Below are 19,234 nucleotides of genomic sequence, written 5' to 3' on the forward strand. Positions count from 1 at the left end.
GTAAAAGCCTGCCCGAACGAGAGTACTGGCGATGAACAAATTCACCCCCGCAAAGCCCGCCGGCGCGCGCGGCGTCGACGAAATCACCGGCAGCCGCCGTCTGCGCCGCATGCGCAAGGCCGACTGGTCGCGCCGTCTGGTGCAAGAGAACCGGCTCACGGTCGACGATTTGATCTGGCCGATCTTCGTCGTCGAGGGCAAGGGTATCCGCGAGCCTATCGCCGCCATGCCCGGCGTCTTCCGCCTGTCGATCGATCTCGCCGTCAAGGAGGCAGAGCGCGCGGCAAAACTCGGCATTCCGGCCCTCGCCACCTTCCCCAATGTGGACATCTCGCTGCGCGACCAGACCGGCTCGCACATCCTCGATCCCGACAATGTCATCAACCGCGCCACCCGTGCGATCAAGGATGCGGTACCGCAGATCGGCATCATCACCGACGCAGCGCTCGACCCATTCACCAGCCACGGCCATGACGGCATCCTGCGCGACGGCATCATCGTCAACGACGAGACAGTGGAACAGGTGACCGCCGCCGCAGTCATCCAGGCGGCCGCCGGCGCCGACATCATCGCACCGTCCGACATGATGGACGGCCGCATCGGCGCCATCCGCGACGCGCTCGATGCCAATGGTTTTCAGGACGTGGCGATCATGTCCTATGCGACCAAATTCGCCTCGGCCTTCTACGGACCCTATCGCGAGGCGGTGGGCACCGCCGGTCTGCTCAAGGGCGACAAGAAGACCTATTACATCGACCATGCCAATTCGGACGAGGCGGTGAGAGAGGCCGAACAGGACATCGCCGAGGGCGCCGACATGCTGATGGTCAAGCCCGGCCTGCCCTATCTCGACATCATCCGGCGGCTGAAGGACGAGTTCCAGATGCCGACCTTCGCCTACCAGGTGTCGGGCGAATATTCGATGATCAAGGCGGCAGGCGCCAATGGCTGGATCGACGGCGAGAAGGCAATGCTGGAATCGCTGCTCGCCTTCAAGCGCGCCGGCTGCGACGGCATCCTGACCTATTTCGCACCCGAAGTGGCGGAGATGCTGAAGGGGTAATTTCTCTTCGCGACGACGGCCGGTCGCGGCGAGCAATGTCGGCCAATCCGCTTCGACATCCATACCAATTTCCGGCTCTTGGCCGGGGAATCCATAGCGAGGGCCACTTGACCGTTGCGTGGGCTTCGTTTGAGCTTGAAAATACCGCTTGCAATTCACAATCGGTTTGTTACAAAAAAACTGCTTGCAAAACACAATCGGTTATCGAGGAGGCTCGCATGTCCAAACTTCGCGTCAACGCTTTCACCCTATCGCTCGACGGCTATGGCGCCGGTCCCGATCAGGATCTGCAAAATCCGCTCGGCGTCGGTGGGGAATCCTTGCACAAGTGGTTTGTCGACACCCGCACCTTCCGCGAGATGGTGCTCGGACAAGATGGCGGCACCACCGACGTCAACGAGGCGTTCGCGGCGCGCAGCTTCGAAAATGTCGGCGCCTGGATCCTCGGCCGCAACATGTTCGGACCGATCCGCGGCGAATGGCCTGACGACAGCTGGAAAGGCTGGTGGGGCGACAACCCGCCCTATCATGTGCCGGTTTTCGTGCTGACCCATCACAAGCGGGAACCGATCACGATGGAGGGCGGCACCACTTTCCACTTCGTCGTCGACGGCATCCATTCAGCTCTTGAACAGGCAAAGGCTGCCGCTGGCGGCAAGGATGTGCGGGTCGGCGGCGGCGTCGCCACCATACGGCAATATCTGCAGGAAAAACTGATCGACGAGATGCATCTGGCGATCGCGCCGCTGCTGCTGGGCACGGGCGAGAACCTTTTTGCCGGCCTGGACATGCTCAAGCTCGGCTATATCTGCAGCGAGCAGGTGGCGACCCCGCTCGCGACGCATGTGGTGATCAAGCGGGCGTAAGGTGGAGAGCCAATCTCCCCCCGCGTGGGGGAGATCGCAGCTTCGTCTGCCTCAATACTTCTCCGGTACGTAGAGCTCGCGCGGCAGCACCTGGCGTTCGTATTCGGGGTTGAAGACGCGCTCCGGCAAAGTGATCTCCTCGTGCGGCACTTCCTCGTAAGGCAGCTGCTTGAGCAGATGGTCGATGCAGTTCAGCCGCGCGCGTTTCTTGTCGTTGCCCTCGACGATGAACCAGGGCGCTTCCGGGATGTTGGTGCGGGCGAAGGTCTCTTCCTTGGCCTTGGTGTACTGCTCCCAGCGCACGCGCGACTGCAGGTCCATCGGCGACAGTTTCCACTGTTTCATCGGATCGTGGATGCGCATCAGGAAGCGCATCTGCTGTTCCTCGTCGGTGATCGAGAACCAGTATTTGACCACGGTGATGCCCGAGCGGACCAGCATGCGCTCGAATTCCGGCACGTCGTGGAAGAATTCTTCGACCTGATCGGGCTGGGCAAAGCCCATCACCCGCTCGACGCCCGAGCGGTTGTACCATGAGCGGTCGAACAGCACGATCTCGCCGCCGGCCGGCAGATGCGGGACATAGCGCTGGAAATACCATTGCGACTTTTCGCGCTCCGTCGGCGCCGGCAGTGCGACGACACGGCAGATGCGCGGGTTGAGGCGCTGGGTGATGCGTTTGATGACACCGCCCTTGCCGGCCGAATCGCGTCCCTCGAAGATTACCACCAGCTTCTTCTTGTGGTGGGCGACCCAGGACTGCAGCTTGATCAATTCGGACTGCAGGGTGATCAGGTCGCGAAAATACTGCATGCGATCGATCGAAGGCGGATGCGAGTTCTTGTAGATCTTGGCGATCTCCATCGACAGCGCCGGCTCCGACATTTCGAGCTCATAGTCTTCGTCAAGTGTGTCGGCGAGCTCGGCTTCAAGCCAATCCCTGGCCGGAGAATTCTGTTTTAGCTCGGTCATTATCGGCTGCTCCACTTGCAAGCTCTGTCGATCCACGTCCGGCGCCCCAAACTCCCGGCTTACAGCCCGGGAACGGCAACACCTGAGCCGACTTCCATATAGGCCTGCAATGACGGTTTTATTGCAGCGCGAGCATGGTCACCACCGCTGTCGATCCAGCCAGGCATGATCGATCCGCCGCGCTGGCATGGAGACACGTCGCCCAAATTGTCCTACAAATAGCGGCCTCATTCAGGCACCCTCCCCAGCCCTTTCCCAATGCAATCGCGAGGACCGACATGGAATACCGCACCCTCGGCCGTTCCGGCCTGAAAGTTTCGACACTGACCATGGGGACCATGACGTTCGGCGGCGCCGGAGCTTTTTCGGCGGTCGGCAAGACCGATCTCGACGAAGCGCGCCGGATGATCGATCTCTGTATCGACGCCGGCATCAATGTCATCGACACCGCCAATGTCTATTCGAACGGCATTTCCGAAGAAATCATCGGCGAAGCGCTCGGCGGCAAGCGCAAGGGCGACGTGCTGATCGCCTCCAAGGCACGGATGCGGATCGGCAAAGGTCCAAACGACGAAGGCCTGTCGCGCCATCACCTGATCCGGGAATGCGAGAAGAGCCTGAAGCGGCTCAAGACCGACGTCATCGACATCTATTTCCTGCACGAATGGGATGGCGTGACGCCGCTGGAGGAAACCATCGGCGCGCTCGACACGCTGGTTGCCCAGGGCAAGATCCGCTATGTCGGCTGCTCCAACTATTCCGGCTGGCAGGTGATGAAGGCGCTCGGCATCAGCGACAGCCGTCATCAGCCGCGCTTCATCACGCAGCAGATCCACTACACGCTGGAAGCGCGCGAAGCGGAGTACGAACTGCTGCCGATTTCCGTCGACCAGGGGCTGGGCGTTCTGGTCTGGAGCCCGCTTGCCGGCGGATTGCTGTCCGGCAAATACCGCCGTGACAGCCCCACCGCCCGCCAACTCGCGGGCTGGTCGGAACCACCGATCCGCGACGAGGACCGGCTGTGGCGGATCGTCGATGTGCTTGTGGAGATCGGCGCGCAGCGCGGCGTGTCGGCAGCGCAGGTGGCGCTGGCCTGGCTGCTTGGCCGGCCGTCCATCAGTTCCCTGGTGATCGGCGGCAGGACGGAAACGCAGTTCCTGGACAACATCGCGGCGGCAAGCCTGGTGCTTTCGGGCGAGGAGCGCGAGCGCCTCGACGCGGTCAGCCGGCCGCCCTTGCTCTATCCCTACTGGCACCAGCAGCTGACGGCAAAGGACCGCTTTGGTGCCGCCGATCTGGTGATTGACCGAAGCGGCATCTGATCGGCAAATCGACGGCGATAGGTATCGCCGCCGCAATGATGGGCGTGGCCCCATCATTGCGGCGCGCATCTTGCAAGCCTGGCCATCATCGACGCACTATCGCTTCAGCTGTTGTGTTTGACGGCTAATGCTCCTAGGCAGGACCAGAGCCGCGAGGCAGTGAAAAAGGAGCCGATATGGCGCGACCACCAAACTACGATCAGGAACGCAAGGAACGCGACCGCCAGAAGGCGGCCAAGAAGGCCGAGAAGCTGGCAGCCAAGGTTGCAGCGAGGGAACGTTCGAAGCCCGAAGACGAGACTGAAGCCGAAACCGAAACGGCAAAGTGACGGCAAAAGGCCCGCAGATGCGGGCCGTGCCTCAATCCGGATTGCCGCCTCGGATGTCGCCTTGTGTCAGGCCGGCGCCTTGTCGCTGACAAAGACGTCCACTTCGCGCGCCGCCGCAATGAAGGCGCGCCTGGCGTTCATCGCCGGCTTGTCGCCGGCGAGTGCGTCATGGCAGGCCTGCAGGGCCGCGCGATGCTTGGGGCTGCGCTTGCCGGGCCAGCTGTTGAGGAGGTAGTCGGAAGCCTCACGCGCCGTGCGCAAGAGCTGAGTGCTTCCCGCCGCGACTGACTTCACAGTCACAGGTGTTTCAAATCGGTTGTTTTCCATCGCCGCTCCTTACGCCATCGGCGTCTGCGAAGCGAGGGCGAAAGTGCGCACACGTCCAGACGCCGCTTTGCGCCCCTTCATCCGCCTTAAGCAGCAACGACGGCAAAGCCTCTGGCGCGAAGACCGCGCCGATCGTTGGCGAGCGACGTCACCAGCCGGTCGCGGCTGCCGACGATGTGGACCGAGAGCAGGCGCGCGGCTTCATCGGCGTCGCCACGGCGTGCCGCCGCCAGTATGGCGCGATGTTCGGCCCAGGCGCGGCTGAGGGCCGCTTCGTCGCGAACCTCCAGCCAGCGCGCCCGTGACAGGCGTGTCATGGCATCACGGACCGCCCGGAACAGGAATTCATTGCCCGACAGACGCGCCAGTTCGATGTGAAAATCCATGCCGACGCGATGCCATTCCTCGCGCGGCGTGTCGTTGTCGCAGGATTCGAGCATCGCCTGGATGACATCGATGGCGCTCCGGTCCGCCAGGCTGCATGTCAGGCGAACTGCCGCAACCTCGACCGCCTCCCTGTAGACGGCGATCTGCTCGAGTTCAGCCAGATTGATCGGCGACACCGTCCAGCCGCGCCCGTCCCTGCCGACCAGCCCCTCGGTCTCGAGCCGCAGAAGTGCTGCCCTGACCGGGGTTCGCGATGCACCGAAACGGCTCTCGATCCAGCGCTCGGTCAGCTTTTCGCCGGGACCGATCTCGAGGCCCAGGATCATCTGCCGAAGCTGTTTTTCGACGCTGTGCATCTGCGACATTGTCGTTTCCATCTTTTGGCCGTTTGCGATCGTCTTGCCGATCACGTTCGACAGGCTGCATTGACAGCGGCCAAGCTTGCGTCCATGACGTGTACCATCTTGGTATCCCAAATTGGTATCCGCAGCAAGCATCGATAAAAGAGTTGCTGGGACAGGACATACGACATGCAGCAGAGCACGCCCCCGGCGACCGACAGCACCTACAACATCCACTGGCGGCGCAATCTGTTCGTGTGCTTCGCCGGTTCGTTTTCGACGCTTGTCGCCATGACGCTGCTTCTGCCGTTCCTGCCGCTCTATATCGAGCAGCTGGGTGCCGAGGGTCACGCGGCGATCGTGCAATGGTCGGGGATTGCCTATGGCGCGACGTTCTTCGCGGCGGCGCTGGTGGCGCCGCTCTGGGGACGTCTCGGCGACCGCTATGGCCGCAAGGTGATGCTGGTTCGCGCCAGCTTCGGCATGGCCATATGCATGTCGCTGACCGGCATGGTGCAGACGGTCTGGCAGCTGGTGCTGCTGCGGCTGCTCATCGGCTTTGCCGGCGGCTACTCCTCGGGATCGACCATCCTCGTCGCCATGCAGACACCCAAGGAGCGTTCCGGCTGGGCGTTGGGCCTGCTGTCGGCCGGCATCACGGGCGGGGCTCTGGTCGGCCCTCTGGTTGGCGGCGCCCTGCCGCCGCTGATCGGCATCCGCGCCACCTTTCTCCTCTCCGGCGGTGTCATCTTCCTGGCATTCCTGGCGACCACGTTTCTGATCAAGGAGAATCCCCGGCCGAAAACAGCAGACGCCGCAGCGACGCAGAAGCGGAAAGGCGGCTGGTCACAAATCCCCGACAAACGGCCTGTTGTCGCCATGCTGGCGACCGGCATGCTGTTGAGCTTCGCCACCATGTCGATCGAGCCGATCATCACCGTCTATGTGCAGCAGCTCATCGAGGACCAGAGCCGCGTCACGCTGATATCAGGCGTCGTCATGTCGGCGGCGGCCCTTGGCGCCATCCTGTCGGCCTCGCGCCTGGGCAAGCTCGCCGACCGCGTCGGCCACTGGAACGTCATCATCGGCGCGCTTGCCGTCTCGGCGCTGCTGCTGATCCCGCAGGCCTTCGTCACGCAGAGCTGGCAACTCATCGGCCTGCGCTTCCTGATGGGTCTGGCGCTGGGCGGGCTGTTGCCCTGCATCACCAGCGTGATCCGCCACAATGTTCCCGATGGGGTCGGCGGCAATGTGCTCGGGCTGTCGATCTCCGCCCAATATGTCGGGCAAGTCGCCGGCCCCTTGCTGGGCGGCTTTGCCGGTGGTCATTTCGGCATGCGTTCGGTGTTTCTGGGCACATCCGTCTTGATGGCCGGCGGCGCGGTGTATAACTGGCTGGCACAGTCACGCCGCGAGCAGGACATGCTTGCCCACCCCGGCAAGCCCTGACGGGGTTGGGCGTCACGGAGCCCCAAACATGAGCACAGCCGAACGACCTTCCGACGACAGCAGCCGTATCCTCGTCCTGGCCGGAGGCCTCTGCGGTGCTGCCGGCGTGGCGCTGTCGGCCGCGGCGGCGCATCTCGGCGGCGCCTTCGTTGGCACCGCCGCATCGTTCCTGCTGATGCATGCGCCGGTCTTCCTTGCCGCCGGATTGCTTGGCGCGAACCGGATCCTGCGCATCGGCAGCCTGATCCTGCTGGTTGGGCTTCTGCTGTTCTGCGGCGATCTGCTGGCCCGCGATTTTCTGGGCTCGCGGCTATTCCCGCTGTCGGCGCCGATCGGCGGCACGCTGCTCATTGCCGGCTGGCTGGCGATCGCTGCCTCGGCGCTGGTGCGCGCACGCTCCTGAACGCCTCTGGGCGCCTTGCCCGATAAACAGACCCCCGCCCATTTGCCGGGCCGTTAGTCCTGCCTGGACTCGGGCTGGATGAGCAATTCGCGATTGCGCCGCCGCAGCCTTGCCAACCGACGCCGCTCCGGCCGTTCGGAAGCCGGCGCGATGCCCCAATAGTTGCGATAGATGTCTTCAAATAGATAGCTCACGGGATGCATGATGTGCGCTCCTTTCAGCGCTTGAATCGATCCAATCGAGAGGTACGAAAAACCGACCCCGATCAGCTCCGCTTGCACTCCACAAGGAACCGCAACTCGCGGACCCATGGACTGGTTTTGCCGCGGCGCTTCTGCGTCGCGGTGTTCGACGAGATGCTCCAGTCGTTGCGGTAAATGTCTTCGAACAGAAAATTGACGGGATGCATGACACAACTCCCTACTTGATGTTGAATCGATCCAATTCTGCCAGCAGGCGTTTCCTTGGATCGATTCAAACATAGGCCCTATCGAAGCCTCGATCAAGCCAAAATTTGAACCGATCCAACGAAAGTGTTAAATGGGAAGAATTCAGGAGACGAAGATGGCGCCACTTATCTCTGCAAAGACAAGACCGGTCCGGCTGGCGGACATTGCCAAGGCAGCCGGCGTGTCGCACGGCACCGCGTCCAACGTCTTCGCCCGTCCGGAGATCGTGCGCGAGGAGGTCCGTGAACGGGTCAAGGCGGCAGCTGAGGCCATGGGATATGGCGGACCGGATCCCAAGGGCCGGCTGCTGCGCGCCGGCAAGGTCAATGCCATCGGTGTCGCGACCGCGGAACCCCTCTCCTATTTCTTCGACGATCCCTTTGCCCGGGTGATGATGGCCAGCATCTCGCAGGCTTGTGACGCGACCGGTGCGGGGATTTCGCTGGTCTCCGCCGTCAATGGCGAGCAGCTGGCGTGGAACATCCAGAGTGCGCTGGTCGATGGCTTCATCGTTTTCTGTGTCGATGGCGGCTCAAAGCTGGTCCAACTGGCACGTGAACGCAAGCTTCCCTTTGTGGCGCTGGACCTCGATTCGGACGACGATGAGGCCGTCGCGGCGATCGGCGTCGACAACATCGCCGGTGCCGGTCTGGCGGCCCGCCACCTGACCGAGCTCGGACACCGCCGCTTTGCCGTGCTTACCCTGCCCTGTGCCGACGCAGGCTTCGGCCCTACCACAAGGGAGCAGGTGGAAATGGCCCTCTATTCCGCTACGCGGGACCGCTTGCGTGGCTATTTCGCGGAACTCTCCCGCGTCGACATCGACGTCGAGCGTGTGCCGATCTACGAGACCGTCAATGACGAGAAGAGCGTGTGGGCCGGCCTCGAACATATTTTCGCCGGTGCCGAGGCGCCGACAGCCATCCTGGCGATGTCGGACAGGATGGCGCTCCATGCGCTGGACTGGCTGCGGCAGCACGACATTGCGGTACCGGGCGATGTTTCTGTCGTCGGCTTCGACGGTGTTCCGGAAGGGGCGGTTTCCAAGCCGCCGCTGACCACGATCGTCCAGCCGATCGCCGAGATGGGCCGCCTTGCCGTCAAGGCGATCCTTGAAAATGATGGTTCGTTCAGCCGGCAATCGCTGCCGGTCGAACTCGTGGTGCGGGCCTCATCCGGCCCCTCGCCCGCCTGAGCTCAACGGCCCATTCTTGTCGCCATGCCCGGCATCGCGAAGGATGCAGCATGGACGGGCGGTGCGGCGCTGTGAGCCGGCCTGCTTTTGGCGGACCAGCCAAGGCCCGATAGCCATTCGAGATAATAGGCGAGCGCGAACTGCATCACGATGCCGGCCGATATCAACAGGCTGTCATAGGCAAATCCGCCCGGATTGATCAGCTTCAGTACCTGCGCCGCCATTGCAAGCACCGTGCCGGCAATGAAAACCGGCAGCGATCGTTTGCCCAATATGGCAAGCGGATGATCGCGCCCGGTGCGAAACAGATTCGAGATCGCCGGGAATGCCACGATCAGGTAGCTCACTGCGAGTATATGCAGGAGCCTCGGCAGCGACAGGAACGTCTTGTCGAAACCGGTCAGCACCGGAGGCAGGCCAAACCAGGAGATATGCCCCCAAAGCGGGCTGTGCACCCAGACCAGGGCCACAACGGTGTAGGCCAAGGCCGCCCCAACCAGCCAGCGATTGACCGGGATGGTGCCGCCGCGACGCACATGCAGCGTGCCCGCCAGGCCGATGTTGAAAAGGAACTGCCACGACAGCGGGTTGAGAAACCAGAAGCCGGGCTCGGGGTAGTTGGGCGGAGCAATCTGATAAATCCCCGCGACCAGCCACAGGGCGCCGGATGCCACCAGTGCCAGGACCGGCCGATAGCTGACAATGAGCAGGAACAGCGGCGCCAGCAAGAGCAGCACCGCATAGACGGGCAGGATGTTGTTGTAGCCGAGTTGGTGGCCGAGCGTCACGATGCCGATCAGCACCTGCGGCGTATTCTTGATCAACGGCTCGATGTTGATCATCGTCAAAAGCTCCGGCCGCCTGGCAAACACCGCCGCAGCGCAGAAAATGGCCATCACCACCATGGTGGTGACGATGTGGGTGGCATAAAGCACACCGGCGCGGCGCAACATCTTCAAAGTTGCCAGCAGCCGGTTTCCAGGCTGGAATTTCTTGCCGTAGGCGAGCGCGACCGAGATTCCCGAGATCAGCACGAAGACCTCCGCCGCATCCGAAAAGCCGAAATTCTTGTATGTCAGATACTCGAAGGCGGTACCCGGCACATGGTCGACATAGATGGTCAACAAGGCGAGAGCACGGATCACATCGATGCGCGTGTCGCGCTCAGTGCGGTCCGGGACACGCGCCTCGCGGTCTGGGACACGCGCATCGCGGTCCGGGGAAATCTGGGTGGTCATCGACAAAAAGGCCTCAAAGCTGGTTGTTCATACCGGCAATGCGACCCCCGGCGCACCGCTTCGATTCCTCCCGAAGGATGTTATCGGCGGAGAAACGGACTGTAATGCGCCCGGTTCAATCAACTTTCGCGGAGCTTGAAAATATTGCGTTTTGAAGCCGGCAAATTGAGCGAAACGTCATATAATCAAGAGGATGGTCGATGATCGACGAGACCTCACAAGATGGTGCGTTGCGGCGTGATCTCGCCTTCCACTACCGGCTTTACGGCGCGGCGGATTCAACGGGCGACTGCTTCTTCCTGCTGCATGGGTCGGGTGTCGACGAGACGACATTGGTGCCGCTGGCGCGAGAGATCGCACCGCGTGCCACGCTCATCGCGGTGCGTGGCCGCGTTGTCCAGGAGGATGGTTTCCGCTGGTTCGCGCGGATCACGCCGACGCGCTTCGAACAGGCGAGCATCCGCACCGAAACCGAGGCCTTTGCGGGCTTCGTCGCTGACGCGGCCACACGCCATCATCTCGACCTCTCGCGCACAATTTTCCTCGGCTATTCGAACGGCGCCAATCTGGTTTCGAGCCTGATGCTGCTGCATCCGGGCCTTGTCGAACGCGCCGCGCTGCTGCGACCGATGCCGGTGCTCGATGATGTGCCGGCGACGGATCTGTCAAAGGTGCGGGTGCTGATGATCGCCGGCGCCGCCGACCTCACCTATGCGCCTTTCGCCCCTGCTCTGGTGACATTGCTCAGTCGGCATGGCGCCGAGATCGACGCCAGGATTGTCTCATCAGGTCATGAATTCGGCAGCGCCGACGCGGCTGTCGTCAGGCAATGGCTGGCGGGACCGGCGGCGGTGGCGCAGGCAGGCTGACAGGCTCGCCGCCACGACCAGCCGGCCTACCCTCTTCCCATCCGGTTCCAGGCATCCAGCCCGGCGATCTTGTAGGCTTCGGCGAGCGTTGGATAGTTGAAGGTGTTGTTGACGAAGAAGTCGACGGTGCCGCCGAGATTGATCACCGCCTGGCCGATGTGGATGAGCTCGGTGGCGCCCTCGCCGATGATGTGCGCGCCGAGCAGACGGCGCGTTTCGATCGAAAACAGCAGCTTCAGGAAGCCGGTGTTGACACCCATGATGTGGCCGCGCGAGGTCTCGCGAAAACGCGCCACGCCGACCTCGTAGGCCGCACCGCTCTCACGCACCTGTTCTTCGGACTGGCCGACCGTCGAGATTTCCGGCACCGCATAGATGCCATAGGGGAAGGTTTCCGGCGGCGGCGGCAAAGGCACTCCAAAGGCATGGCAGGCGGCCACCCTGCCCTGCTCCATCGAAGTCGAGGCCAGGCTCGGAAAGCCGATGACGTCGCCGGCGGCATAGATGTTGGGCACGCTGGTCTGGAAGGATTGCGGATCGACCTTGATGCGCCCTCTGGAGTCGGCGTCGATGCCGACGACATCCAGGCCCAGGCTGCCGACATTGCCGGTGCGGCCGGCGGCGTAGAGCACAACCTCGGAACGGATGGTGCGGCCATCGGCCAGTTCCACTTCGGCGGCGTCCGGCTTGGAGCGGATCTCCTTCACCGCGCTGCCCAGCCGGATGGTCATGCCGCGATCGCGCATCTGGTGGATGAAATCGTCGACGATCTCGCGGTCGACGAAATCGAGGATGGAGTTGCGCGGCTCGACCAAGGTTACCGGCACGTCGAGCGCGGAAAAGATCGTCGCATATTCGACGCCGATGACGCCGGCGCCGATCACGGTCAGCGTGCGCGGCAAGCGATCAAGCTCCAGCATCTCGTCGCTGTCGAAGACGCGGGTTTTGTCGAAAGGCACGTCGCGCGGGCGGTGCGGCCTGGTGCCGACCGCTATCAGCGCATTGGCAAAACCGACCTCGCTGTAATCGCCGGTGTCTGATGTCAGGCTGACCTTGTTGGGGCCAAGGAATTTCACCGCGGCGCGAGCGCTCTTGACCGTGTTGCGCATGAACTGGTGCTGCAGCACCTCGACCTCATGGTCGAGCGTCTTGTGCAGGCGCTCGACCAGATCGCCGACCGAAATATCCTGCTTGACGCGGTAGCCGCGCCCGTAGAAGCCGCGCTCGCGCCAGCCCGAGAGATTGAGCACCGTTTCGCGCAGCGTTTTCGATGGGATGGTCCCGGTATGCACCGAGACACCGCCCAGACGCCGGCCGCGGTCGACCACCAGCACGGACTTGCCGAGCTTGGCCGACTGCACCGCGGCACGGCGGCCGGAAGGGCCGCTGCCGATGACCAGCATGTCGTAGTCCATATTGCCCCGTCCCCTGTGCGCTCTGCTGCGCCGCAACAAGCTAATGCTATCCGCGCCGCAAATTCAACCAGTTCGCATCGGGCCCGACGCCATCGAAGCTGGAGCACCGCTGGAAGCGCGATCTTGATTCCGCCACAGGCCTTCACCATTTCATGGCTGAACAGTCCGCACCCTATGTCGGACCTTGTTACGAGGAAATGACATGAACGCGCGCGTTCTCGACGGCGAAATCATCACCAGCAGGCTCGACGATGTCGGGGCCTATGACGGCGTACGCAAGAGGCGCATCCTGGCTTTTGTGATCGACTATATCATCGTCGCGCTGCTCACCATTCCGTTTGCCATTCTGGTGTTCTTTCTCGGGCTTTTGACCCTCGGCCTTGGCTGGATGCTGTTCGGCGTCCTGGTGCCGGCCGTCGCCATCCTCTACATCTGGAACACGTTGGGCAGCGCTGACCAGGCCACCACGGGCATGAAGATGATGGGCATCCGTCTCGACCGGCTCGACGGCCGGCCGATCGACGGCCTCACCGCGGTCGTCCATTCGGTGCTATTTTGGGCCGGCAATGTCATCCTGTCGCCGCTTGTGCTGCTGGTGACGCTGTTTTCCGACCGCAAACGCACCTTGCACGATCTTTTGCTTGGCACGGTCGTCAGCCGCACCGACCGCTGAAACGGCCCTCTGAAGAGCAGTCGCAACCGATTGAGCACAAATGTGAAGGCGTCGAGTCGACCGCGCCCACATAATCCTGTTGAATTTTTCGCCATCCGCGCCAAAGGTAGAGCGATTCGAAGGAGTGTTTCCAAGGCTCGATGACGCAGCATCCGACCCAGTCGCCGCAGTTCTTCCTGACCGCGCCGTCGCCGTGCCCCTACCTCGACGGCCAGTTCGAGCGCAAGGTGTTCACGCATCTGGTCGGCGACAAGGCGGCGGAGATGAACGACCTCTTGACGCAAGGCGGCTTCCGGCGCTCGCAGAACATCGCCTACAGGCCGGCCTGCGAGACCTGCCGCGCCTGCGTTTCGGTACGCATCCTCGCCCAGGAATTCGTCGCCAGCCGCAACATGAAGCGCGTGCTGCAGCACAATTCCGATCTCGTCGGCTACATGCACAATGCCGAGCCCTCGACCGAACAATATTCCCTGTTCCGCAGCTACCTCGATGCCCGCCACCGCCGTGGCGGCATGTCCGACATGACGGTGCTCGACTATGCGATGATGGTCGAGGACACCCATGTCGACACCAAGGTGATCGAATATCGGCGGCGTGGACCCGACACCTTCATCACCGGCAAGGGACAGGGCGAGCTGATCGCGGTGGCGCTCACCGACAAGATGGCTGACGGCCTGTCGATGGTCTACTCCTACTTCAATCCCGATTTCGAGGAGCGGTCGCTCGGCACGTTCATGATCCTCGACCACATCGCCCGCGCCAGGGCGATGGGTCTGCCCCATGTCTATCTCGGCTACTGGGTCAACGGCTCGCGCAAGATGAATTATAAGATGCGCTTCATGCCGCAGGAGCATCTCGGCCCCAAGGGCTGGGAACGCTACATCAACGAAGCGGTTTCACGCTGAGCTTTTCCAAGGTCCGCCTTTAAACTGTTTCAAGGCAGGGGATGCTGGTCTTTCAGCCGGTTGGCTGGAGAGAGTGCGCCATTGCACCGGCCGGCCGCCAGCCTGCATTTCATTGCGAAAGTTCCTGCATGTCCTCTCATCACGATCACCAGAAAGGTCTTTTGATAACCGCCATCGGCGGGCTCACGCTGACTGTCGACATACCGTTGATCCGCCTCGCCGACGGTGGCGCATGGACGATCATGCTGCTGCGCACCGGCACAACTTTCGTCGCGGCCATGGTCATCTGGTCGGTCTGGCGGGCACTCAGCCGAAACGCCCCGCCGCTGATCCCCGGCTGGTCCGGCCTGATCGTGGCGATATGCTACGGGCTGACCGGGATCACCTTCGTCACCGCCGTCTACCACACCTCGACCGCCGACCTGGTGTTCATCCTGGCCTTCAACACCGTCTTTGCGGGGTTGCTGTCCTGGATATTCCTGCGCGAGAGGCCGCGGCTGGTGACCATCGCGGCGATGGCGATCATGATCCTCGGCGTGCTGGTCATCGTCGGCGGCTCGGTCGGCACCGGCAAGCTGTTCGGCGATTTCATGGCGCTGTGCTCGGCCTTCTTCATCGCGGTGGCCATCACCATCTCGCGCGCCAGCGGCAAGGACATGGGATTCACCTCGCTCGTCGGCGTCCTTCTGCCGCTCGCGCTGGCGGTCTTCATGGTGTCAGGCGAAGGCTTTCATGTGAACGCGCCATGGTGGATCGTCTTCAACGGCGCCATCATCATGCCGATCTCGTTCTTCTGCCTTGCCGCCGGGCCGAAATACATTTCAGGACCGGAAGTGGCGATGTTCTACCTGCTCGAAACGGTGCTGGCGCCGGTCTGGGTGTGGATGATCTTTGCCGAGGCACCGACCCGCAACAGCCTGATCGGCGGCGGGATCCTGATCGTCACGCTCGTCGCACACTCGCTCTGGCAGCTGCATGAAGGGCGCAAGCGCCGGGTCGACTTCGCGGTGCATCACCCGGTCTAGCGACAATTCGGCTTACGGCGCAAAGCCGGTCGTTATCAGGCGCTGGCTTTCTTCGCCGCATGGGATTCCGGCAGGACCTCGATCTGCGGACCGGACTCGATTTCGGCCGCCGAATCGGCGGCCGTCTCGTCGGCCAGCTCCACTTCGCGCAGCCATTCGCGCCAGATGGCCACGAGCAGCGCCATAAGCACCGGGCCGATGAACAGGCCGAGGAAACCCATAGTCTTGACGCCGCCGATCAGGCCGAAAAAGGTCGGCAGGAAGGGCAGTTTTATCGGCCCGCCGACGAGCTTCGGACGCAGCGTCTTGTCGACGATGAACAGCTCGACCGCACCCCAGAGGAACAGTGCCAGCCCGGCCATCGGCGAGCCGCTGGCGGCGAGGTAGATCGAGACCAGCGTGAAGGACAGCGGTGCGCCGCCGGGGATCAGCGCCATGACGCCGGTCAGGGCGCCAAGCGTGACCGGCGACGGCACGCCGGCCAGCCAGTAGGCGATGCCCAGCACCAGCCCTTCGCCGATGGCGATAACGGTCATGCCGGTCACGGTCGAGGAGATCGTCGCCGGCACGACGCGCGAAATCCGCTCCCATCTGGTCGGCAGGATGCGCTCGCCGAGACGGTCGACCTGGCCGGCAAAATGCTCGCCGTCGCGATAGGCGAAGAACAGCGCGATCATCATGAACAGCAGCGTCAACAGCAGGCCGAAAGCGCTGCCGCCTGCGGCCAGCAAGCCGCGATAGATGCTGCCGATGTTGGCGCCGCTGACCAGCTGGATCAGCTCACCAATGCCGCCGGGATGGCCGAAATTGGTGGTCCACTGTTCGTTCAGCCACTCGCCCACGACAGGCATGGTGGCGATCCAGTGTGGCGTCACCGCGCCGTGGCGGTTGGTCTCGATCGCCCAGGCGACCCATTCGCGGACCTCGTTGATCGCATAGGTGCCGGCGAGCGCGATCGGGATCACCAGGAAGGCGAGGATGAACAGGATGGCGAAGGTCGCGGCGATGGTGCGGTTGCCGCCGACCGCGACAAGCAGGCGGCGGTAGAGCGGCCAGCTGGCGAAAGCGATGACGAGCGCCGCCAGCACCGGAAACAGGAAGCCGTGGAAGAAATAGACGCCGGCGGCAACGATCAGCACCAGCAGCCAGCGTGCCGCCGACAGCGGCGGGATGACGGCTGCCCTGAGCGGCGTCGACAGGCCGAAGAGGCGCTGCTGCCGTTCCGGTTTCTGGATTCTTGCTTCCTTCAAACGCCTGGCTCTCCCAAACACCCCTCCTGTCTATGCACTGATATAGTGCAGCAATCGTGACGATAGTCCAAATGAGATGGTGAAGCTGCCAATCTCCCCCCTCGTGGGGGAGATGCCCTGCAGGACAGAGGGGGCGTGAAGGATCGCGGCCTTGGATTTGGACCGTGAGCCGCAAACCAATCGAGTATCTGTGAACTCGACCGTCGGCGGGACAGCGCCCCCCTCTCCCTGCCGGGCATCTCCCCACGAGGGGGGAGATCGGCAGCTTCACTCGCTACCCAAATTTCCCCGTCCTCGGGAATCCCTTCGGCACCATGCGTCCGGCCGAGGCACGGGCGCCGATCCATTCAGCCAGTTCCTCGCGCGACCTTGTGAAGGTGCGGTCGGCTGAATCCTGCCAGGAGAGGCCGCTCTCAAGCGTGAACGGCTTGAGGTCGAGAAGGCCGCCATCCTTGTATTTCTGCAGGCGCACGCCCTTGCCGCGGCCCATCTCCGGAATCTCTGCGAGCGCGAACACCAGCATTTTGCGATTCTCGCCGACGATGGCGAGATGGTCGCCGGTGACCGGGATGCAGCGCTTGGCTTCGTCCGGCGCCTTGACGTTCATCACCTGCTTGCCCTTGCGGGTGTTGGCAACGACTTCCTCCTCCGGCACGATAAAACCGTTGGCGTCATGCGAGGCCAGCAGCAGCTTGCGCTTCGGATCGTGAACGAAGGCGGTGACGATGTCCTGGTCATTGTCCATGTCGACGATGATGCGGATCGGCTCGCCATGGCCGCGCCCGCCAGGCAGCCGATCGGCGCCGATGGTGTAGAATTTGCCGCCGGTGGTGAAGACCAGCACCTTGTCGGTGGTCTGCGCATGGAAGGCGAGCTTGAGGCTGTCGCCCTCCTTGAAGGTCAGCGTCGAGAGATCGGCCAGATGCCCCTTCATCGCCCGCAGCCAGCCCTTTTCCGAGACGACGACGGTGACAGGCTCGCGCTCGATCATGGCGTGTGCGATGTCGGTCAGATCATGCTCGGGCGCGTCGGCGAACTGGGTGCGGCGCTTGCCGAGCTCGGTCTCCGGACCGAACTTGTCGCGGATGTTGGTGACTTCCCACTTGATCGTCGCCCACTGCTTCTCGTTTGAAGCAAGCAGTGCCTCGATCTGCTTTTTCTCCGCGCTCAGGCCGTCGAATTCCTTGCGGATTTCGAATTCTTCAAGCTTGCGCAGAGCGCGCAGCCGCATGTTGAGGATGGCTTCGGCCTGGGTGTCGGTGAGCGACCAGCGGGCCATCATGACCTGCTTTGGCTCATCCTCCTCGCGGATGATCCTGATCACCTCGTCGATGTTGAGGTAGGCGATCAGGTAGCCGGCAAGTATCTCCAACCGTCTTTCGATTTCGCCGAGGCGATGTTTCGAGCGGCGGACCAAAACCTCGCGGCGGTGCTCGAGCCACTCCTGCAGCACGCCCTTCAGCGACAGCACGTTGGGCACCTTGCCGCGCGACAGCACATTCATGTTGAGCGGGAAGCGGCTTTCGAGCTCGGTCAGCTTGAACAGCGATTCCATCAGGATGCCGGGGTCGACCGAACGGCTCTTCGGCACCAGCACGACGCGGACGTCCTCGGCGCTTTCGTCCCTGATGTCCTCGAGCAGCGGCAGCTTGCGCGCCATCAGCAGCTCGGCGATCTTCTCGATCAGCCGCGCCTTCTGCACGCCGTACGGGATTTCGGTGACAACGATGCTCCAGGTGCCCCTGCCCTGGTCCTCCTGGAACCACTTCGAGCGCACGCGAAAGCCACCGCGACCGGTTTCGTAGGCTTCGAGGATCGAGGCGCGGCTGTCGACGATGATGCCGCCGGTCGGGAAATCCGGCCCCTGGACAAAGTCCATCAGCTTCGCCACCGGCGCGTCCCGGTTTTCGATCAGGTGAAGTGCGGCATCGCAAAGCTCGGCGGCGTTGTGGGGCGGGATCGATGTCGCCATGCCCACCGCGATGCCGGACGAGCCGTTGGCCAAAAGGTTGGGAAAGGCGCCGGGCAAAACCACCGGCTCCTCGTCTTCTTCATTGTAGGTCGGCCGATAGTCGACGGCATCCTCGGTGATGCCGGACAGCAATTCGGTCGCCACGTCGGTCATGCGCGCTTCGGTGTAGCGCATGGCGGCGGCGTTATCACCGTCGATGTTGCCGAAATTGCCCTGCCCGTCGACCAGGGGATAACGCATCGAGAAATCCTGCGCCAACCGCACCAGCGCGTCATAGATCGACTGGTCGCCATGCGGGTGGAACTTGCCCATCACCTCGCCGACGATGCGGGCGCATTTGGCAAAGCCCTGATCGGGGTTGAGCCGCAGCAGGCGCATGGCGTGCATGATGCGGCGATGGACCGGCTTCAGTCCGTCGCGCACATCGGGCAGCGCCCGGTGCATGATGGTCGACAGCGCATAGGCCAGATAGCGCTCTTCCAGCGCCTTCTTCAGATCGACCGGCTCGATGTGATCGCCACCGCCATTTTCAGGCGGCAAAAGCCTTTTTCCCATGGGCTCGGACTAGCCGAGCGGGTGATTCGCGGCAAGAGCCCGACGGAGATACCGGCCTTTCTGCAACATGAAACCATACCCCAGCGGATGTCGGCCAACATCAGCCTGTTACATGCGGGCTCTATCGCCAAGCGCGACGATATCCGGCTATCGGCTCTTCATGACAAATTCACCGGTTTGCGCAAAGACGGTGGGATCGGGTTTGCCTTTCACCGCGATTTTTGACCAA

At 62.8% G+C, this 19,234-nt stretch carries 20 protein-coding genes; 12 read left to right on the forward strand and 8 right to left on the reverse strand.

The window, feature by feature from the left end; all coding sequences use genetic code 11:
• The first annotated feature begins 31 nt into the window (after positions 1-31).
• Positions 32-1,063: a porphobilinogen synthase gene (hemB, locus tag LB519_RS13680; RefSeq protein WP_013532258.1), complete on the forward strand. Its 1,032-nt coding sequence runs from the start codon at positions 32-34 to the stop codon at positions 1,061-1,063.
• A gap of 218 nt (positions 1,064-1,281) precedes the next feature.
• Positions 1,282-1,929, forward strand: a complete 648-nt coding sequence (locus LB519_RS13685; protein WP_224620249.1) for a dihydrofolate reductase family protein — start codon at positions 1,282-1,284, stop codon at positions 1,927-1,929.
• A gap of 51 nt (positions 1,930-1,980) precedes the next feature.
• Here LB519_RS13685 and ppk2 read toward each other — a convergent pair whose 3' ends face one another.
• Positions 1,981-2,901 (reverse strand): polyphosphate kinase 2, encoded by a 921-nt coding sequence (gene ppk2 / locus LB519_RS13690; protein WP_013532260.1) that lies wholly within the window; start codon positions 2,899-2,901, stop codon positions 1,981-1,983.
• A gap of 278 nt (positions 2,902-3,179) precedes the next feature.
• Between ppk2 and LB519_RS13695 the strand changes: the two genes are divergently transcribed.
• Positions 3,180-4,223, forward strand: a complete 1,044-nt coding sequence (locus LB519_RS13695) for an aldo/keto reductase (protein ID WP_127368483.1) — start codon at positions 3,180-3,182, stop codon at positions 4,221-4,223.
• 176 nt (positions 4,224-4,399) lie between these two features.
• On the forward strand, positions 4,400-4,552 hold the full coding sequence (locus tag LB519_RS13700) for a hypothetical protein (RefSeq protein WP_013532262.1): 153 nt from the start codon (positions 4,400-4,402) through the stop codon (positions 4,550-4,552).
• 66 nt (positions 4,553-4,618) lie between these two features.
• Here LB519_RS13700 and LB519_RS13705 read toward each other — a convergent pair whose 3' ends face one another.
• Positions 4,619-4,852: a DUF982 domain-containing protein gene (locus LB519_RS13705; protein ID WP_244506945.1), complete on the reverse strand. Its 234-nt coding sequence runs from the start codon at positions 4,850-4,852 to the stop codon at positions 4,619-4,621.
• Between the two features lie 113 nt (positions 4,853-4,965).
• The gene (locus tag LB519_RS13710) at positions 4,966-5,631 is read right to left on the reverse strand and encodes a GntR family transcriptional regulator (protein WP_024504688.1); all 666 of its coding nucleotides are present in this window, start codon (positions 5,629-5,631) and stop codon (positions 4,966-4,968) included.
• Positions 5,632-5,796: 165 nt separating this feature from the next.
• Here LB519_RS13710 and LB519_RS13715 point away from each other — a divergent pair, with 165 nt between their 5' ends.
• Complete coding sequence (locus LB519_RS13715; RefSeq protein ID WP_013532265.1) at positions 5,797-7,056, forward strand: multidrug efflux MFS transporter; 1,260 nt, start codon at positions 5,797-5,799, stop codon at positions 7,054-7,056.
• Between the two features lie 28 nt (positions 7,057-7,084).
• Positions 7,085-7,459, forward strand: a complete 375-nt coding sequence (locus LB519_RS13720; protein WP_224620250.1) for a DUF423 domain-containing protein — start codon at positions 7,085-7,087, stop codon at positions 7,457-7,459.
• 53 nt (positions 7,460-7,512) lie between these two features.
• Here LB519_RS13720 and LB519_RS13725 read toward each other — a convergent pair whose 3' ends face one another.
• Positions 7,513-7,941 carry a hypothetical protein gene (locus tag LB519_RS13725; RefSeq protein WP_224620382.1) on the reverse strand — a complete coding sequence of 143 codons (429 nt, stop codon included), beginning with the start codon at positions 7,939-7,941 and terminating at the stop codon, positions 7,513-7,515.
• 82 nt (positions 7,942-8,023) lie between these two features.
• Between LB519_RS13725 and LB519_RS13730 the strand changes: the two genes are divergently transcribed.
• Entirely contained in the window at positions 8,024-9,103 is a 1,080-nt protein-coding gene (locus LB519_RS13730) for a substrate-binding domain-containing protein (RefSeq protein ID WP_224620251.1), read from the forward strand.
• 2 nt (positions 9,104-9,105) lie between these two features.
• Here the strand turns inward: LB519_RS13730 and LB519_RS13735 are convergent, their stop codons facing one another.
• Positions 9,106-10,341 carry an OpgC family protein gene (locus LB519_RS13735; protein ID WP_224620252.1) on the reverse strand — a complete coding sequence of 412 codons (1,236 nt, stop codon included), beginning with the start codon at positions 10,339-10,341 and terminating at the stop codon, positions 9,106-9,108.
• Positions 10,342-10,541: 200 nt separating this feature from the next.
• Between LB519_RS13735 and LB519_RS13740 the strand changes: the two genes are divergently transcribed.
• The gene (locus LB519_RS13740) at positions 10,542-11,210 is read left to right on the forward strand and encodes an alpha/beta hydrolase (protein WP_224620253.1); all 669 of its coding nucleotides are present in this window, start codon (positions 10,542-10,544) and stop codon (positions 11,208-11,210) included.
• A gap of 26 nt (positions 11,211-11,236) precedes the next feature.
• Here LB519_RS13740 and sthA read toward each other — a convergent pair whose 3' ends face one another.
• Positions 11,237-12,625, reverse strand: coding sequence for a Si-specific NAD(P)(+) transhydrogenase (gene sthA, locus LB519_RS13745; RefSeq protein ID WP_027162436.1), 1,389 nt, complete (start codon positions 12,623-12,625; stop codon positions 11,237-11,239).
• 202 nt (positions 12,626-12,827) lie between these two features.
• On the opposite strand from sthA, the gene LB519_RS13750 reads away from it, so the two are divergent.
• From LB519_RS13750 to LB519_RS13760, 3 genes are all read left to right on the forward strand, one after another.
• Positions 12,828-13,298, forward strand: coding sequence for an RDD family protein (locus LB519_RS13750; RefSeq protein WP_224620254.1), 471 nt, complete (start codon positions 12,828-12,830; stop codon positions 13,296-13,298).
• A gap of 140 nt (positions 13,299-13,438) precedes the next feature.
• Complete coding sequence (locus LB519_RS13755; RefSeq protein ID WP_024504696.1) at positions 13,439-14,203, forward strand: arginyltransferase; 765 nt, start codon at positions 13,439-13,441, stop codon at positions 14,201-14,203.
• A gap of 128 nt (positions 14,204-14,331) precedes the next feature.
• Positions 14,332-15,228 carry a DMT family transporter gene (locus tag LB519_RS13760; protein ID WP_063167756.1) on the forward strand — a complete coding sequence of 299 codons (897 nt, stop codon included), beginning with the start codon at positions 14,332-14,334 and terminating at the stop codon, positions 15,226-15,228.
• A gap of 35 nt (positions 15,229-15,263) precedes the next feature.
• On the opposite strand, the gene LB519_RS13765 is transcribed toward LB519_RS13760, so the two are convergent.
• Together LB519_RS13765 and parC are read right to left on the reverse strand one after the other, a co-directional pair.
• Positions 15,264-16,478, reverse strand: a complete 1,215-nt coding sequence (locus LB519_RS13765) for an AI-2E family transporter (RefSeq protein WP_224620255.1) — start codon at positions 16,476-16,478, stop codon at positions 15,264-15,266.
• Positions 16,479-16,752: 274 nt separating this feature from the next.
• A complete protein-coding gene (parC, locus tag LB519_RS13770; protein ID WP_024504699.1) occupies positions 16,753-19,005 on the reverse strand; it encodes a DNA topoisomerase IV subunit A in 2,253 nt (750 codons plus the stop codon).
• Here parC and LB519_RS13775 point away from each other — a divergent pair.
• Positions 18,961-19,230, forward strand: coding sequence for a hypothetical protein (locus tag LB519_RS13775; protein WP_127423385.1), 270 nt, complete (start codon positions 18,961-18,963; stop codon positions 19,228-19,230). The two genes, parC and LB519_RS13775, sit on opposite strands and share 45 nt — an antisense overlap.
• The last annotated feature ends 4 nt before the right edge of the window (positions 19,231-19,234 follow it).

Origin of the sequence: Mesorhizobium sp. AD1-1, from assembly GCF_020164655.1 — a bacterium.
GTDB lineage: Bacteria > Pseudomonadota > Alphaproteobacteria > Rhizobiales > Rhizobiaceae > Mesorhizobium > Mesorhizobium ciceri.